The organism is Enterococcus sp. HMSC072F02 (assembly GCF_001837725.1).
Classification (GTDB): Bacteria; Bacillota; Bacilli; order Lactobacillales; family Enterococcaceae; genus Enterococcus_B; species Enterococcus_B lactis.
This window is the reverse complement of the sequence record NZ_KV833906.1, coordinates 1-748: the sequence shown is the minus strand read 5'-3', so window position 1 is coordinate 748 and position 748 is coordinate 1. Positions and strand designations below refer to the sequence as shown.

Annotated in this window: 1 protein-coding gene; it reads left to right on the top strand. The window is 40.8% G+C overall.

Going from position 1 to position 748, the window contains the following annotated elements; genetic code table 11:
- Positions 1–113: 113 nt before the first annotated feature.
- Positions 114–740, top strand: coding sequence for an aggregation-promoting factor (locus HMPREF2731_RS02475; protein WP_070872260.1), 627 nt, complete (start codon positions 114–116; stop codon positions 738–740).
- Positions 741–748 lie beyond the last annotated feature (8 nt).

Below are 748 nucleotides of genomic sequence, written 5' to 3'. Positions count from 1 at the left end.
GGATTTGTCATAAATTGTCATGCTTCTTTTACCTATGAAATATTTTCACGTGTTAAAGTATTCCTCGTTGAACACAACAAATAAAACTTTTTAACGAATAAAGGAGATTTTTCATGACATCACTTAAAACTTTACTTTTTGGAACAACTTTGGCTGCCGGTGCTGCATTCTTCATGGGAACGACTGCTCATGCGGACGAAGCTTATACCGTTCAATCAGGTGATACTCTATCAACGATTTCTCAAAAATACGTTGGTGACAACTCCTTGATCAATGCCATTGCAGAATCAAATTCAATTTCTGACATTAACCTGATCTACTCAGGACAACAATTAACGATTCCAACAGAAGGCTCTACACAAGCAGCTGCTGAACCTCAAGCAGCCGTTCAAGAAGCACCAGTCCAAGCTGAACCTGTTCAAGCTGAACAACCTGTTGTACAAGAAACGGTTCAAACGGAAACACAAGCAGCCCCTGTTGCTGAAACACAATCTGCTACAACAAAAACAACGGCAACAAGCACGAATGCTGCAAAAGAATGGATCGCACAAAAAGAATCAAGCGGTTCTTACACAGCAACGAACGGACGTTACATCGGACGTTACCAATTAGATTCTTCTTACTTGAATGGTGATTACTCTGCTGCGAACCAAGAAAAAGTGGCAGAACAATATGTTGCTTCACGTTATGGTTCTTGGGAAGCTGCGAAAGCATTCTGGGAAGCAAACGGTTGGTACTAAGATTCATT

Excerpts from the sequence above, each read along its gene's own strand:
- HMPREF2731_RS02475 (WP_070872260.1), top strand. The coding sequence starts at position 114 with ATGACATCACTTAAAACTTTACTTTTTGGAACAACTTTGGCTGCCGGT.